1 pseudogene is annotated in these 845 nt (G+C 71.4%); it reads right to left on the bottom strand.

Annotated features, from left to right (window positions below):
- Window positions 1-173 precede the first annotated feature (173 nt).
- Window positions 174-845: pseudogene (locus ACWD0J_RS09305) on the bottom strand (hypothetical protein); the annotation flags it as partial.

The raw sequence follows: 845 nt of genomic DNA, 5'->3' as shown, positions 1-845 counted from the left end.
CGCCGATGGTACTGCAGGGGGGACCCTGTGGGAGAGTAGGACGCCGCCGAACAATCTTTGGAAGGACCCCTGGTCCCCAGCGTTCAGCTGGGGACCAGGGGTCCTTTCTTTTTTTCCAGAGCGCGCCGGGTACCCGGCTGCGCGAGAATGACTTGCGGTACCGAAGACAGGAGTCACCCATGTCCACCAACTCTCCCGACGATCGACCGGAGCGCGACCAGCGGCGACGGGACAGTGGTGACCGCGGCGACCGGGGTAGCGACCGGGGCGGCTACCGCGGAGACCGTGGCGGCTTCCGACGCGATGACAACCGTGGTGCTGGTTCCGGCCGCCCCGCGAACGACCGTGGTGGTAACGACCGCAGCGCCAGTGATCGTGGGGCGGCCGGTAATCGCGGTGGTAATGACCGCGGTGGTTACGGCCGCCGCGACGACCGTCCCGCCGGGCCGCGGGGGAATGACGACCGCGGTGGGTTCCGTCGCGACGACAACCGTGGCGGGCCCGGCCGGCGTGACGATCGGCGCGAGGGCGACCGCGGACCTCGTCCGGCGCTCCGGCGTGATGACCGTCCCAGCGGTCCCCGTAGGGACGACCGCGACCGGGGCGTCCGGCGTGAGGGTGACCGTCCGGCCTTCCGGCGTGACGACCGTCCGGGTGGGCCGCGGGGGAATGACGACCGTGGTGGGTTCCGCCGCGATGACAACCGTGGCGGGCCCGGCCGTAGTGACGATCGGCGAGGCGACGACCGGAGCGGTTTCGTCCGCCGCGACGACCGCCGTGATGACCGGCGAGACGACCGTCGTGACAGCGGCGACCGTGGTGGTCGTCCGGGTGGGTTCCAGCGT

This window comes from Streptomyces sp. NPDC003011 (assembly GCF_053591515.1).
The sequence above is the reverse complement of the archived record's forward strand: the minus strand, read 5'-3'. Positions and strand labels throughout refer to the sequence as shown.